Origin of the sequence: Grimontia sp. NTOU-MAR1 (genome assembly GCF_035758505.1) — a bacterium.
Taxonomy (GTDB): domain Bacteria; phylum Pseudomonadota; class Gammaproteobacteria; order Enterobacterales; family Vibrionaceae; genus Enterovibrio; species Enterovibrio marinus.
The window spans coordinates 458,101-472,223 of record NZ_CP142109.1; the positions used below are offsets into that span (position 1 = coordinate 458,101).

Annotated in this window: 10 protein-coding genes; 8 read left to right on the forward strand and 2 right to left on the reverse strand. The window is 48.8% G+C overall.

From position 1 onward, the window contains the following. Positions 1 to 124 precede the first annotated feature (124 nt). Complete coding sequence (locus VP504_RS19980) at positions 125 to 2,107, forward strand: replication initiator protein RctB domain-containing protein (protein ID WP_325895139.1); 1,983 nt, start codon at positions 125 to 127, stop codon at positions 2,105 to 2,107. Between the two features lie 366 nt (positions 2,108 to 2,473). Then, positions 2,474 to 2,758 (forward strand): hypothetical protein, encoded by a 285-nt coding sequence (locus tag VP504_RS25635; protein WP_442788930.1) that lies wholly within the window; start codon positions 2,474 to 2,476, stop codon positions 2,756 to 2,758. Between the two features lie 377 nt (positions 2,759 to 3,135). On the opposite strand, the gene VP504_RS19990 is transcribed toward VP504_RS25635, so the two are convergent. Further along, positions 3,136 to 4,677, reverse strand: a complete 1,542-nt coding sequence (locus VP504_RS19990; RefSeq protein WP_325895140.1) for a glutamate synthase-related protein — start codon at positions 4,675 to 4,677, stop codon at positions 3,136 to 3,138. Positions 4,678 to 5,402: 725 nt separating this feature from the next. Here VP504_RS19990 and VP504_RS19995 point away from each other — a divergent pair. The 4 genes from VP504_RS19995 to torA all read left to right on the forward strand — a co-directional run bounded on the left by VP504_RS19995 (position 5,403) and on the right by torA (position 11,263). Then, positions 5,403 to 7,106, forward strand: a complete 1,704-nt coding sequence (locus tag VP504_RS19995) for a PAS domain S-box protein (RefSeq protein ID WP_325895141.1) — start codon at positions 5,403 to 5,405, stop codon at positions 7,104 to 7,106. A gap of 266 nt (positions 7,107 to 7,372) precedes the next feature. Next, the gene (locus tag VP504_RS20000; RefSeq protein WP_062713306.1) at positions 7,373 to 7,552 is read left to right on the forward strand and encodes a periplasmic nitrate reductase, NapE protein; all 180 of its coding nucleotides are present in this window, start codon (positions 7,373 to 7,375) and stop codon (positions 7,550 to 7,552) included. 41 nt (positions 7,553 to 7,593) lie between these two features. Then, a complete protein-coding gene (gene torC, locus VP504_RS20005) occupies positions 7,594 to 8,772 on the forward strand; it encodes a pentaheme c-type cytochrome TorC (protein WP_325895142.1) in 1,179 nt (392 codons plus the stop codon). 13 nt (positions 8,773 to 8,785) lie between these two features. Beyond that, positions 8,786 to 11,263 carry a trimethylamine-N-oxide reductase TorA gene (gene torA, locus VP504_RS20010; protein ID WP_325895143.1) on the forward strand — a complete coding sequence of 826 codons (2,478 nt, stop codon included), beginning with the start codon at positions 8,786 to 8,788 and terminating at the stop codon, positions 11,261 to 11,263. A 157-nt stretch (positions 11,264 to 11,420) separates the two neighbouring features. Here the strand turns inward: torA and VP504_RS20015 are convergent, their stop codons facing one another. Continuing rightward, positions 11,421 to 11,834, reverse strand: a complete 414-nt coding sequence (locus VP504_RS20015; protein WP_325895144.1) for a globin family protein — start codon at positions 11,832 to 11,834, stop codon at positions 11,421 to 11,423. A 575-nt stretch (positions 11,835 to 12,409) separates the two neighbouring features. Here VP504_RS20015 and VP504_RS20020 point away from each other — a divergent pair. Beyond that, positions 12,410 to 12,973 carry a GNAT family N-acetyltransferase gene (locus VP504_RS20020; protein WP_325895145.1) on the forward strand — a complete coding sequence of 188 codons (564 nt, stop codon included), beginning with the start codon at positions 12,410 to 12,412 and terminating at the stop codon, positions 12,971 to 12,973. A 15-nt stretch (positions 12,974 to 12,988) separates the two neighbouring features. After that, complete coding sequence (locus tag VP504_RS20025) at positions 12,989 to 13,765, forward strand: alpha/beta fold hydrolase (RefSeq protein ID WP_325895146.1); 777 nt, start codon at positions 12,989 to 12,991, stop codon at positions 13,763 to 13,765. Positions 13,766 to 14,123: the final 358 nt, after the last annotated feature.

Below are 14,123 nucleotides of genomic sequence, written 5' to 3' on the forward strand. Positions count from 1 at the left end.
TTTAAAAGCCTCAACAAAAAGATCTTTCATTCTTTTATTTTTTCTTATAATCTTTCGGAAAGATGGCGTAATTACGGTTACCTGTATTCTTATAACACTTTGGCTTAACAAGGAGCTGTGGCGAATGGCCTCAAGTCCCTCTGAAAAAATCCTAATTACAGCCCCTCGCTCGCACAAAGACGGGCATTTGTTTGAAGTACATGCCCAATTAGTAGATTGGCTTCCTCAGTACGAACACTTCAGAGGCGTCACCAAAAGTATCCTTGAACTGCTTAACCTTATTTCTCTTCGTGGCTTTTCTTCAAAAGATGGTTTGGTTTCTACTACCGAATTAGTTGAAGCAACCGAGGGTCAACTAACACGGGCAGCTATACAGCAACGTTTACGCGCAGCGGTTCAAATCGGACTTTTCACGCAACAGGGTGTCCGGTTTGAAGAAGGCCTGGCGGGGAAAACGATGCTCCATCGATTTGTGAATCCCAGTCAGCTGATTTCTGTGTTGGGCTCTGCAGGCCTGCAATCCGAAAAAACTAAAGTCATTGCCAAGCAAAAGCGTTCCAAGGCATTGGCGCAGAACCATGTTAACAAGCAATTGCTGCATGAGCATGGTTTAGGGACGCCTCCAATGATGCCGGATGAAAAGGATCAGATCCTTATCTCACCCACGAGCTGGGCAGGCATCATCGACCAAGCTTTGGCACCACCTCGTACCAAGAAAAGTTATCAGAAGTCTATGGTGGCGATCAGTGGCACCAAAGCGATCATCGAAACGCGATCCTCTAAGTCGATCATGACGGTAGATGATCTGATGACGCTATTTGCATTGTTCACCCTGACCGTGCAATACCACGATCATCATCTGCCAAACTATGAACTGCAGACACAGAAAGTGGGCAACAAAACACCAGTCTACATCACGGATATTCTGTCTTTGCGAGGTAAGAAAGACAGTGGCCCAGCGCGTGATTCGATTCGCGAAAGTATCGATCGTATCGAATTTACCGATTTCCAACTGCATGAACTGACTGGCCGGTGGTTGAGCGAGAATATGCCAGAAGGTTTCAAGAGTGATCGCTTCCGTTTCATCGCCCGCACGATCACCGCATCGGAAGAAGCCCCAAGGGAAGGGGAGGATGGAGAAATCCGCATCAAACCCAACCTCTACATCATGGTTTGGGAGCCATCTTTCTTCGAAGAGCTGATGACCCGCGATTACTTTTTCCTGTTCCCGCCTGAGATCTTGCGTCAGCATACGCTGGTATTCCAGCTCTATAGCCTCTTCAGAAGCCGTATGTCGCGTCGATTGGAAGATTCCATGACATTGAGCGATCTGAACCAGAAAATGGCGAGAAATATCGAATGGCGTCGTTTTTCGAGTGATCTGATCCGTGAGCTACGCAAGATGGCGAAAAAGGAAACGATCGCCGACGGGGTGTTTGCGGTGAATTTGTATGGTTATCACCTGACGCTTTACCGGTTGGATGACGACAAGAAGCATCCTGACTATCGCATTGACATCAAGTGCAACGTGGATGAAGTGATCCGTTTCTCCCGTGCTAAAACCTACAACGAAGGGAAACGATCTCTTGCACCGACCATGCCAAACCCACTGCGCAACGAGATCTTGCCCAAGCAAGACCTTGATCAGCTTTCCGAGATTATTGACGGGGAGTTCGAACCTATTCAGCGTAAGGAAAAACGTGGAGGCCGACTGGGGCGTCGCGTCAAATTGCGCAAGCATCTGGTTGAAATCAATGCTGATGAGTTGACGATCACTCTGTCGAAGTACACGTCACAGGAAGCGATGCAACGCGGCATCACCGCGTTGTCTGCCATGACAGGACACCCCGCGGCCACTATCGCGGAAGAGTGCCAGTCCTACATGGATAAGCTGGACTATTTGCGTGTGGATGGCGATATCCTCTCTTATGAGACACTCAGCAAAACAATCGAGTTTTACAACAGCCAACAGAATGAAAAGCACCTGTCTATCGAGCGCCTGATCTCCGGCCTTGCGGTGCGCCGCAAGGTTTGCCGTCAAGTTTATGACGGTCATCTAGACAGTACGGTGCTTGCCGTCTTGGATGAAGTGGCATCCGGTGTTTAGAAAAACTTACCTTATATTGACAAAATTCTGACATCCCAACCCTCCATGCCAACTAGGATTATTCACGAATAGATACCTTTGTCCTATTGGCATCTGGGTTCGCCCGATGCATTGATTTGCTAACCCTTTGACGAGCCTCCGGGCTCGTTTTTTTTGTCCAGCATTTCGGCAGCATTCAGGAATGTTCCCCCAGTCACATTTCCACATATTGCAAATATATAACCCACGTTCAGGTGGAAGCGATGACACTCGCGAACAAGATCGTGGTGCTGGGCGCCGGCCGTGTTGAGCAGGTGGGGTTCTCCGCTTGAACTCTATAACCCCCCCGGCAAACACCTTTTTAGCGGGTTTATCGGTTCACCGAAGATGAACTTTCTGACAGCGGCTATTGTGGAAACCGGCGAGATGACGAACCGTGTCCAGAGCCACCGTGGTCAGGAAGTGGAAGTCTCAGCCAACACGATCGGCGCACGTGTCGGGGATCCGTGCGTGATTGGGATGCGTCCTGAGCATATCCGTTTCGGCGAGAAAGATTTGATCCAGGAAGGCGGTGTTGCGCTGAGTGTTGTCGAGCAGTTAGGTAACGAGTGTCTGATGCACTTCAACACCCCGCAAAGTGCTGAGCCAGTGGTGATTCGCACCGAAGGGTAAACCAATATCCGTGCAGGTGATAAACGTTGTATCGAGTTTCCTGCGGATTATTGCCACCTGTTTGATCGCGATGGAAAGGCCTTCAAACGCTCTGTGGTGTGCGAAACCAAACCGTCACTGGTCATACTCCTTAATAGCCGGATAACGGCTTAAAACGCGAAAGAGGCAGGACTTTTAATCCTGCCTCTTTTTTTATACCAATCGTAGTAAATATCTGCTCATACTCGCTTGTTAAAATGCTTGATAACTGCGTTGAAAAATTTGATTGTAGAATAACTACTTATCAAAATCTTTCGCCTTGTTCTCGAGCATTTTTCCTGCGCTATTTCTGATCACCTACCTACTGTGATTGGTATTATTTGCTCAATAGAAGCGAATCAGAGTGTTGAAGGGCCCGTACCTGAGTAGTGAATACCGGAAAGCTCTGCCATTTCCTTATTGAAAGTCGCCAGATCGCTGTGAGTGAATTTACTCAAATGATCGTGGCCACAAGCGCGTGCCATCACCTGCATCAGATGGGTTGATGCGGTGAAAAAGTTGTAGAGTCGCTCGGAAGCCGCCTCCACATTCAGACGCTTGCGAAGTTCTGGATCTTGTGTCGCAATACCCGCCGGACACATGTTGGAATTACACATGCGCGCACCGACACAACCAATCGCTTGCATCGCACTGTTGGAGAGAGCAATACCGTCCGCGCCCAGAGCCAACGCTTTCACAAAGTCACTCGGCACGCGAAGCCCGCCAGTAATGATCAAGGTAACGTCATTCACGCCCTGCGCGTCCAGGAAGCGCTTTGCGCGTGCCAGCGCAGGAATGGTGGGTACACTGATATGATCCCGGAACAGGATCGGAGCAGCACCTGTGCCGCCACCACGCCCATCCAAGATGATGTAATCAGCGCCTGCATCCAGCGCAAAGCCTATATCGGCTTCAATATGGTTGGCACTCAGTTTAAAACCAATTGGAATGCCGCCACTTTCGCGGCGCACTTCGTCTGCGATGCGTGCAAAATCCGCGGGTGTTTTCAGGTCTGGGAAGGTGGATGGTGAAATCGCATCTTTTCCCTCAGGAATCCCGCGCACCTGCGAAATCTTGCCGTGGTTTTTGATACCCGGCAGGTGACCACCAGTCCCTGTTTTTGCTCCTTGTCCGCCTTTAAAGTGGAACGCCTGAACATCACGCACTTTGGAAAGCTCAAAACCAAACTTGGCACTTGCCAGTTCATAGAAATAGTGGCCGTTCGCTGCGTGTTCTTCGGGCAGCATGCCGCCTTCACCTGAACAAATACCTGTACCCGCTTTTTCCGCACCGGTTGCCAGCGCAACTTTGGCTTCTTCTGACAGCGCACCAAAACTCATGTCAGACACAAACAGCGGCGTGTCGAGTTTCAGTGGCTTCTTCGCACGTGGGCCAACAATAATCTCAGTGCCGATAGAAGCGTCATCCAGGAGTGGTTTAGTCGCCATTTGCGCCACCATGATCTGGATATCGTCCCAGGTTGGGAGTTGGTAGCGTGGCACGCCCATGGAGGTCATTGGCCCGTGGTGACCAAATTTTTCCAGCCCTTCTTTTGCGAGCTGGTGGATCAGCTCAACATAAGGTTCTTCCTTGGTCGCTATTGGCGCGGGGGAAGCGCTTTCTCTTTGAACCGACGGCATTTCTTTTCCGACATCCGTATCCGCATAGCGGGTGTGGGTTCCATCGCAGAAAGGCTCATTTCCAGTGTGTTTGCAGGCGCAGAACCAAGCTTCGCCATCTTTGTCGGCCTTGTAGGCCAGAGGCGTGAATTCCGTCCCGGCATGAGAGCCGTCACAATAGGGTTGTTTTTTCGAGCGTCCGCAGCGGCAATAGTAATATTCTTTACCTTTTTCGAGCTCGACTTTAATCGGTTTGTTATTGGATACAACAGGATCTGTCATGACTTACTCCTTTAAGCGACATTTCTTCAGACGACCAACGTAATTGGCGTTTTTCACGCCTATTTAGGAATAGTGTCGGTATAAGTATGACCTGTTTTTCAATACCTAACGCGCAACAAGTATGAGGCAAACCTAAATTAGTCAGCTGCGAACCAATTCACCGGCCCATGCTTGCTAAGGGAGAAGCTTCAGCACCCTATGGTTTTCGGGTATGGAATCGGCCATGTGCTGAAGCGGAGAGGATTTTACCGCAGAGGACAGGTTCAGCCTTACTGTTGCTTCATTGTTTGAGGCATTGAGCACCGCAATAAGGGTTTGCTCTGCATGGTGGTGTCAGGGGTGTTTATAGGCCAGTACGTGGCAGCGCCCTCCTACATCGCGATATGTTGCTTACGCCAGCCCAGCAGGGTGCGGGTAAAGTGGAGTAAAGAGGCTCTATTTTACAGCTAACCCTCATGGATAGGGTCGGCTGACAGCCGAGGAAAAGTGTTGCTGAACCCAGGGATGTTGACACTCATATCTCATGAGACTAATAACCTTCGGGTTTTATTTACAGTGTAAATAAAACCCGAAGGTTAACTTAATCTAATAAAAATCAATGTATTGAAAAAAATAACCTTAGAGGTTTGTTGATATTTCTCGGTGTGTCTAAGCTTTGATTAATAGTCTTATAAATGAATCAATTGATTTGAAATACGTCCATTACTCAATGTAGGTGTAGAGACATGGGACTTTTTGGAAACAGCAATGATAGCGTCACGAAACAAATACTGGATAAGGCCAGCGATGCGGTAATTTTTACAGATAGTAAAAATCGTGTGAGCTACATCAATGCGGCGGCAGAGGGGCTTTTCAACATACAAGTCAAAGAGGCGAAAGGTAAAAATATTTCCTCTTTCAATCTGGGCAGCTTACAGATCGGTTCAAGGCAAACCCAACTTAATGGACAGGCCTGGGTGGAGGTCAATGTTTCTGAAATTTCGGTATCTGGGGGCAAAGGTTTATCTGTTTTTGTGAAAGACATTTCCAAAGAGTACGGCGAGCGTCAACGTAATCTGCAAATGCTGGAACAATCCGTTAATGCGGTGGTATCAATCGATGGCAAAAATAATGTCACATACATGAACCCTGCTGCAGAAGCCCTTTGGGGATACAGCGCAGACGAAGTTGTTGGAAAGAACGTGAAGATGTTGGTGCCAAAGGAAATCCAGCAGTTTCACGATACCTATGTAAACACCAACCGACAGAGTCGCGTCGATATTATCGTGGGTACAAGCAGAGATATAGAACTTGAGCGTCGCGATGGAAGCCGAATTTGGGCGAACCTGTCATTGTCACGTGTCGAAGTTGGTGACGAAGTGGGTTACACCGCGTTTGCAAGGGACATTACAAAAGAAAAACTCGCCAGTGAAGAAACTGAACAGGTCCTGCGTCAAGCTATTGATGCCGTGGTTAGTATTGATGCTGACAACAATGTGACCTTCTTCAACCCAGCGGCAGAAGAACTTTGGGGATACTCGGCGGATGAAGTATTGGGTAACAATGTGCGTATGTTGGTGCCCGATGAATTCCAGGCAAATCACGACAACTATGTGAACAACAACCGCCGCACCGGGAAAGACAAGATAGTTGGCAATGCCCGTGAACTGGAAATGCAGCGTAAAGATGGCAGTCGCATTTGGGTGAACTTTTCGCTCTCCAAAGTCGACATTGGGGGTAGCATTTGTTACACCGCGTTTGTGCGTGATATTTCAGCGCAGCGTACGGCACAGGAATCAATAAACCAAACTCTTTCACAAGCACTGGATGCGGTGGTCACTATCGATGATAACAATATTGTGACCTTCTTCAATCCTGCCGCTGAAGCACTTTGGGGCTATGCTTCTGAAGAAGTCATTGGTCAGAATGTGAAGATGCTGGTCCCGCCGGAAATCCAATCAAACCACGACAATTATGTCAATTCCAACCGAACCACAGGCAATGACAAAATCGTCGGTTCGAGCCGTGAAGTGCCGATTCACCGGAAAGATGGCCAGCTTCACTATGGTCTGCTGTCACTTTCTAGAGTGAAAATCGATGGTAAAACTATGTATACCGCGTTTGTGAAAGATGTAACGGCACAAGTTCAGCAACGTGATGGCATGGGTGAAATCATGGACGGCGTGGCGAAATCCAGTGCAGAGATTTCCAATATTGCCAAAGTCATTGATGGCATTTCCGAGCAAACCAACCTTTTAGCTCTTAACGCAGCTATCGAGGCTGCGCGCGCTGGCGAGCATGGTCGAGGGTTTGCTGTTGTTGCGGATGAGGTTCGTCAGTTGGCGACGCGTTCCTCCGAATCAACAAGCGAAATCAACCGACTGTCAGACGATACACAGAAACTGCTCACCGAACTTTCAGACGTTCTTAAAGCAGCGACTGGCCAATAACAGCACGACGGCCTGAAGGCGTCGTTTTTGGCATCTTCAGGCCTTAATGTGCAACTTGAGGACAAGGTGCCTCAAGTCTCAACAATGAAATACCGCCTTCCAAACTTTCTTTTGACCCCTAGCACACTGTAATCAAAGACTTTGCTTTGTTTGATGCGTCAATAAAGAGACACGCCTCAGGCAAGTCTCTCCTAGACTTGTGTGGAGTAAAATTCCAATTCCGGTTAAGCCTAAAAATAAAAGGCTGGAAAAGTGAGGACAACGTCATGGCAAAAAACGAAGTAGGTATTGTTCAGGAAGGTGAGAAAGGAACGTTTGAATGGCGTGCGTTTTTCTTTATCGCCGTTTTCCTGTTCCCCATCCTTAGTGTGGTATTGATTGGTGGATATGGTTTTCTGATCTGGATGAGTCAGGTGTTCATTTTTGGCCCCCCGGGCCACGGTTAATAGCGATGCACATTCACCGATCCCATTAAGAGCACACGATCATGAAAGAATTTATCAGTAAACTCTGGGCGACCATGCGGCGTCCAGCGACCAAAATCAGCCTCGGGACACTGACCCTCGGTGGCTTTATAGCTGGCGTCATTTTCTGGGGTGGTTTCAATACCGCATTGGAGCTCACCAACACAGAACAATTCTGTATTTCCTGCCACTCTATGCGTGACAATGTTTATCCGGAGCTACAGAAAACCATCCACTGGTCGAACCGTTCAGGTGTTCGCGCGACCTGTCCCGACTGCCACGTCCCGCATAACTGGACGGACAAAATTGCCCGTAAGATGCAGGCAAGTAAAGAGGTGTTTGCTCAGGTCTTCGGTGTGATTGGTACGCGGGAGAAGTTCCTGGATAAGCGGCTAGAGTTGGCGCAGCATGAATGGGCGAGGTTTAGTGCCAATGGGTCGAAGGAGTGTAAAGCCTGCCATAATTACGCCAGCATGGAGTTTGAGAAGATGAGGCCGACGTCGCGTTTTCAAATGCAGCATGCGGCGAAAACCGATCAAAGCTGTATCGACTGCCATAAAGGGATCGCTCACCAACTCCCGGCGGAGATGGATTCCACGGGCGGTTTGCTTGGCAAGTTGATTTCCCGCTCCCACAGTACAGACTTCAACAAAGGCGCACCTATTTACAGCATCAATTTTTTGGAAATGTACGTTGATAAAGATCTGAAACAAGATGGGGGTGTGCTTGAGCCCGCCTCCATGGTGACCATTCTGGAAGAGGATGACAAGGCAGCGAAAGTCACTCTGACTGGCTGGCGTAAGATGAAAGGCTTTGGTCGTGTGATTTATGAAGACTTTGGCTTGAATATCGCATCGGCAGCCCTTTCTAAAGAAGTGGCGCAAAGCCAGACCGACATCCGTACCTTTGAAACCAAAGAAGACGATCTGACCGGTCTGACTTGGCAGCGCGTTGAAGTAGACCTTTGGGTTAAAAAAGCAGATTTTCTCGACAGTATCGATCCTATTTGGACCGAAGCGAAACAGGCTTACGACACCAACTGTAGCCTTTGTCATACCCAGCCTGATGTGGCGCACTTTGACGCCAACACCTGGCCGGGTATGTTCGACGGCATGATGGGCTTCGTTAATTTTGATCAGGCGACTCAGGCATTGGTGCTCAAGTACCTGCAGAAACATTCCAGCACCTTTGTAGAACACTGAGAGGGATAACAGCATGACAATCAATAGACGTACTTTCCTGAAAGGCATGTTGTCTGTTAGTGCAACGGCTGTCATTGGTCCAAGCCTTCTCGTTGCGACAGACGCACAAGCCAATTCAGAACTGCTGGAGGGTACTTGGCGTACCTCCGGCTCTCACTGGGGGGCATTCCGTGCCCGTATCGTAGGTGGTGAAGTCGCCGAGGTTGTGGCGTTCAATCACGACAAACACCCAACAGAAATGCTTGAAGGGGTGAAAGGTCTCATCTACAACCCATCCCGTGTGCGCTACCCTATGGTTCGCCTTGACTGGCTGAAACGCTCGGAAGGGTGGAATACCACGCGCGGTGATAACCGCTTCGTTCGTGTCACCTGGGATCAGGCACTTGATCTCTTCTACAGCGAGTTGGAGCGTGTGCAGAAAACCTATGGTCCTGCAGGTGTACTGGCAGGCCAAACAGGCTGGCGCCAGACAGGTCAGTTCCACAGTTGTACCACCCACATGCAACGTGCGATGGCGATGCACGGCTTCTTTGTGAAGAAAATCGGGGACTATTCCACTGGTGCCGGACAGACGATCATGCCTTACGTGCTGGGTTCCACGGAAGTGTATGCGCAGCAAACTTCCTGGCAACTGGTATTGGATAACGCCAAACAGATCGTTATTTGGGCGAACGACCCAGTGAAAAACGCACAGGTGGGTTGGCAGTGCCCAACTCATGACGTGTATGGCTATTTCGACCAGCTCAAGGACAAGGTTGAAAAGGGTGATATCAAGGTGATTTCTGTTGATCCTGTGGTCAGTAAAACCCAGAAATTCTTGGGTTGTGAACACCAGTACATCAACCCTCAAACTGATGTGCCTTTCATGTTGGCATTGGCGCATACCCTCTACACCGAGGATTTGTACGACAAGGAATTCATCAAGGTTTACTGTCTTGGCTTTGAGCCTTTCATCGATTACGTCATGGGTAAAACCAAAGACAAAGTCGAAAAAACGCCAGAGTGGGCGGCGAAAATCTGTGGTGTCGAGCCAGATCGCATCCGCGAATTTGCCCGCATGCTGGCCAGCGAACGTACCCAACTTATGTTCGGTTGGTGTGTACAGCGTCAGCAACATGGCGAGCAGCCTTACTGGATGGGTGCCGTACTGGCGAGTATGCTTGGTGGCATCGGCCTTCCGGGTTCTGGTGTTTCCTATGCCCACCATTACAGTGGAATCGGTGAGCCAGCAACAGGTGCTGCAGGCCCTGGTGGTTTTCCACGAAACCTTGACCCCGGCATGGTGCCAAAACACAACAACAGTGACTTCAAAGGCTACTCAAGTACTATTCCAGTGGCGCGTTGGATCGAGGCCATAGAAAATCCAGGTAAGGTGATCAATCACAACGGCAACAAGGTGAAATTACCGCCGATAAAAATGGTGATCGTGAGCGGGAATAACCCTTGGCACCACCATCAGGATCACAACAGGATGAAAAAGGCCTATCACAACATAGAAACGGCAGTGACCATCGACTTTGCGTGGACTGCGACCTGTCGCTTCTCTGACATTGTGCTTCCAGCTTGTACCCAGTTTGAGCGTAACGATATCGATCTTTATGGGGCATATTCGGCGACAGGTGTACTTGCTATGCATAAGCTTGTGGATCCGCTCTATCAATCCCGCACAGACTTTGAGATTTTCAAAGGTTTGACTGCCCGCTTTGGTCTGAATAAAGACAAAGAGTATGCGCAGGAAATGAACGAGATGCAGTGGGTTGAGAAACTCTACAACGAATGTGTGACAGCCAACAAAGGCAACTTTGAAATGCCTGACTTTGAAACCTTCTGGAAAGATGGTTATGTCGGTTTTGGTAAAGGTAGCACCTTTGTTCGTCATGCACTGTTCCGTGAAGATCCAGAGCTAAACCCGCTGGGTACACCTTCTGGCTTTATCGAAATCACCAGCCGAAAAATCGGCGGATTTGGTTACGAATACTGTCAGGAACACCCTATGTGGTTTGAGAAAGCTGAGCGTTCTCACGGTGGTCCGGGGTCAGAGAAATTCCCGATGTGGTTGCAATCATGTCACCCAGACAAACGCCTGCACTCACAGATGTGTGAATCGCCCGCACTTCGTGAAACCTACACTGTACAGGGGCGCGAACCGGCGTACATTAACCCTGAGGACGCTAAGGCCCGCGGTGTGAAAGATGGCGATCTCATCCGTGTGTTCAACGATCGGGGGCAACTGATTGCCGGCGCCGTGGTGTCGGATGATTATCCACCAGGTGTTATCCGCATTCAGGAAGGGGCTTGGTATGGTCCGACGGGCTCAGAAATCGGCGCGATAGATACCTATGGTGACCCGAATACCGTGACGCTGGATGTGGGTACATCCGAGCTTGCACAGGCATGCAGTGCATACACCTGTGTTGTGGACTATGAGAAGTTCAAAGGCGAAGCTCCAGCGGTGAATGCGTTCTCAGGTCCAGAGATTGTGTCTCTGTAACGCTGGGACCAAAACTGTCTGAAGAGTAAGAGCCGCAATTGCGGCTCTTTTTTTGGCAACCAGTTGTGAATGTAATTGTTGCTGCCGTTAAGGGTGACTCCAATTAAAAGGCAGTAGCGCGAAACTCAATAGGTGAGAGCGTGTTGCTGGCGGCTGTTTAGGCCGCCATTTTTGATTTCATGGTGTCTGCCACTATGTGTAAAAGTGCGACCCAAGCAGCGCGGACTTCTGGCGTAAAATCATCCCCTAGACCTACTTTGAGTGTGTGCAGCAGAGCGTTGCCAACAGGGGTAAAATGGCTCTTTTTAACGCCATATCCTTCGTGACGCTGAGCCAGTTCGTGTAACACCGGAATGAGAGACTCGAGATCATTAAGACCTTTGACGGCGGCACTGAGCATAGCCATCAACTTTCTTCCCTGCTGTTTCATGTCACCTTTAAACAAGGATTTTAGGGTCGGGTCATAAGAGAAAAGGGTATCATAAAATATCTCCGCGGCTTTGACAGAGATAGGTTCAACTTTGTTAAAACTGGTTTGGATCAGTGTGATTTGTTGTTGTGTCAGCGACATTGCAATATCCCAAGTAGTGAATGAGTACTTTTATTAATCAACATTCATATAATCAAGCGTAGGAAAGCATGCTCACTTGTCCAATTGGCAATGTCATCATTGTGGGTTGTTTGGGTATATCTATCTGAATGAAACGACAGTGTAATTGAAAAGGAAAGTTCAAATAGCCGTCATTAAATACGTTTTCTGTTGGCTATCCTTTTGGGGCTGCGTTAGCTTGGATGCTATGGTCTGTTGATCTTTGGTGATGATTTTTGCAGCAGTTTGTGGGGATTTTATGCAAGGCGAGGCGTCGATGTGTAGATCGACTACATAAGAAGTCGATAACGCAGCAGAAATTCACCACAAAAGCTGCCCGAATGGTTCGACTGTGCGCGTTCCGTACCCTAAACGTTTTATGCTTTGTTGAGGTGTATTTGCTTAGAGTGCTAGGCGGCACACACCTCGCCGAGCCTAAAACGCTTAGGGCTAGAACAAAATTCAACCACCAAAGGTCAACAGACCATAGGATATAGACTCAGGGACAAACCGAGAGATAAGACCGTGACAACGCGGCGAGATGAAAAAGGATAGACATGTTAAAGCTTGAAGATATTTGCTTGCGACCCGCCCGGAATGATGAACGCGATCATCTATGGCACTTTATTTATGTTCAGAACGAGTGGAAAGCACACGATGCCCCTTATTTTCCGCTTGAACATCAATCCCGATTCCAGTTTCGGCGTCACCTGTTCAAGCGTCTGAAAGAAGCGCAAACCGCGATGGTGATTGACTATAACGGTGAGGCTATTGGCTACCTTTCCTGTTATTGGGAAGACCAATCAACCCGCTGGCTTGAAGTTGGCATTACGCTATTCACCTCTCAATACTGGGGAAAAAAACTTGGACGCAAAGCGCTAACTCTCTGGATTACTCATCTCTTTGAGCGCTATGACGTTGCTCGCATTGGCTTGACAACTTGGTCGGGTAACCCTCGTATGATGAAATGTGCTCAAGCACTTGGTATGCAAGAAGAAGGGCGGATCCGAAGCGTTCGTTTCTATGAAGGTAAGTATTACGACTCACTCCGCTATGGCGTGCTTCGCGAAGAGTGGCAAGCGCTAAGTAAAGGCGATAATACACTTCGCTGCGTGGGTTAGTTTTACACTGTAAACATGGAAAAACTGCAAGCTACTCTTCACTATCTGCGCAAAGGGCTGGGGCAACCACTTTTGCTCCTTCACGGCTTGGGTTCAAGCAGTGAAGACTGGATGCACCAAATAGACGCATTCAGCGATCGTTTCGATGTGATTGCGCCTGACTTCCCGTTGCACGGTGCCTCGCCCGGCGACATTGATACCTTCAGTTTGCCGCAGTGTGCCGTCATCATTGTTTCATTGATTGAGAAGCTGGAACTTCGCGATGTGCTGGTGGTGGGGGTTTCAATGGGCGGTATGGTCGGTATTGAGCTGGCAACCCGTTTTCCTAAGTATGTTGCGGGGCTATGTGTGGTGAATGCACTTGCAGAATGTCGCCCAAGAAAGCTCAATGAGTGGTCGATGCTAGGCTCCCGCCGCTTCCTTCTTAAATTTGTCAGTGTGGAAAACATTGCCAAACTAATGGCAAAGCAGCTCTTACCAGGTGATGCTCATGCCCAAACTCGGGATGAGGTGATCAGTCGCTGGTCGAAAAACCATAGGGAAAGCTACATTGCCGCCTTTAATACCGTGGTGGGTTGGGATGCGCTGGATAAGCTTTCTAACCTGAAATGTCCCCTCTTTATGCTCACCTCTGAGTTTGATTACACTCCAGTAGCCTCAAAAAAAGTGTTGGCCTACCTCTATCCTGAAGGTCAATTTGCTTGCCTGCCTAATGCCAGACATTTGGTTCCTCTTGAAAAACCAACCGAGTTTAATCAAATTCTCAGTAAATGGCTCGATGAGCAAACCTAGCGCACCTTTCTGGCCCCTTACGATTGTTCCGTCTCACTCAACTGCTAAAATTCCCGCAACGCATTTCAAAGAAAGTGCGATATATACCCAAGCGACCTGAAGATGCTCGCATTCAGAGGTCGTCAATGCGTTCAATTCGAGGCAAATTTCACGAGGAATAGTCATTCTATTTCAGTGGGATTTAACGAAGAAGTGGGCGCATTGAGGCCCTCCCTTCGGGCGAGTTGACTGACGTAGTGCTCGTTGTTGTTCCTTTTTGATGGAGATGACTACACCAGCAAAGGAACGCCGCGATCACAACGCCAGTCAAGCTCGCTGAATACAGTATCTTCAAGATGTTTGGGTATCTACCCAAACA

What these genes read in the sequence shown, in the direction of transcription:
- VP504_RS20015 (WP_325895144.1), bottom strand. Translation starts at nt 11,834, where the DNA reads ATGTCGCTGACACAACAACAAATCACACTGATCCAAACCAGTTTTAAC.
- VP504_RS20000 (WP_062713306.1), top strand. Translation starts at nt 7,373, where the DNA reads ATGGCAAAAAACGAAGTAGGTATTGTTCAGGAAGGTGAGAAAGGAACG.
- VP504_RS20025 (WP_325895146.1), top strand. Translation starts at nt 12,989, where the DNA reads ATGGAAAAACTGCAAGCTACTCTTCACTATCTGCGCAAAGGGCTGGGG.
- torA (WP_325895143.1), top strand. Translation starts at nt 8,786, where the DNA reads ATGACAATCAATAGACGTACTTTCCTGAAAGGCATGTTGTCTGTTAGT.
- VP504_RS19980 (WP_325895139.1), top strand. Translation starts at nt 125, where the DNA reads ATGGCCTCAAGTCCCTCTGAAAAAATCCTAATTACAGCCCCTCGCTCG.
- torC (WP_325895142.1), top strand. Translation starts at nt 7,594, where the DNA reads ATGAAAGAATTTATCAGTAAACTCTGGGCGACCATGCGGCGTCCAGCG.
- VP504_RS20020 (WP_325895145.1), top strand. Translation starts at nt 12,410, where the DNA reads ATGTTAAAGCTTGAAGATATTTGCTTGCGACCCGCCCGGAATGATGAA.
- VP504_RS25635 (WP_442788930.1), top strand. Translation starts at nt 2,474, where the DNA reads ATGAACTTTCTGACAGCGGCTATTGTGGAAACCGGCGAGATGACGAAC.
- VP504_RS19995 (WP_325895141.1), top strand. Translation starts at nt 5,403, where the DNA reads ATGGGACTTTTTGGAAACAGCAATGATAGCGTCACGAAACAAATACTG.
- VP504_RS19990 (WP_325895140.1), bottom strand. Translation starts at nt 4,677, where the DNA reads ATGACAGATCCTGTTGTATCCAATAACAAACCGATTAAAGTCGAGCTC.